At 67.3% G+C, this 578-nt stretch carries 2 protein-coding genes; both read left to right on the top strand.

Annotation, left to right across the window (positions count from 1 at the left end; translation table 11 throughout):
- The first annotated feature begins 141 nt into the window (after positions 1-141).
- Complete coding sequence (locus NS184_RS16885; RefSeq protein WP_058727224.1) at positions 142-486, top strand: flagellar basal body rod protein FlgB; 345 nt, start codon at positions 142-144, stop codon at positions 484-486.
- A partial coding sequence (locus NS184_RS18805) for a flagellar basal body protein (protein ID WP_242863100.1) occupies positions 483-578 on the top strand: 96 nt, incomplete at its 3' end. The genes NS184_RS16885 and NS184_RS18805, both read left to right, overlap by 4 nt.

Genomic DNA, 578 nt, shown 5'->3' with positions numbered 1-578 from the left:
GTTCGGGGCGACGCCTAACGTCCCCGCGCACGGCGGCCGACAGGCCCGTACGAGCAGGGATCGCTCGCCCAACCGGCCACGGATCGGCCACCGCACATCGACGACGTCAGGGGACGCGTCGACCGAGGGGACGGTCCAACTGTGTTCGATTCCGTGACGAGCGCCGCGCTGCAGAGCGCCCTCGACGGCCTGTCGATGCGCCAGCGGGTGATCGCGAACAACGTCGCGAACATCAACACGCCGAACTACCACGCCGAGAAGGTGCAGTTCGAGGACGCCCTCGCGAAGTCGATCGTCGACGGGAACGGTGCGACGACCCCGACGGTGGCCCGCAGCCTCGAGCCGACGAACACGAACGGCAACAACGTGAACCTCGACGAGGAGACCCTCTCGAACGTCGACACGGTGCTGCGCTACCAGTTCGCGACGCAGGCGATGAACGCCGAGCTCACCAGCGTCCGCGCGGCGATGCGGACGAACTCGTGACCACGTTCGACGCGATCGGCATCGCGAGCACCGGCATGACCGTCCACCGGAAGTGGCTCGACGCGATCTCGGACAACATCGCCAACGTCAAC

The organism is Curtobacterium luteum (genome assembly GCF_001475545.1).
Taxonomy (GTDB): domain Bacteria; phylum Actinomycetota; class Actinomycetes; order Actinomycetales; family Microbacteriaceae; genus Curtobacterium; species Curtobacterium luteum_A.
This window is presented reverse-complemented; position numbering and strand designations above follow the sequence as displayed.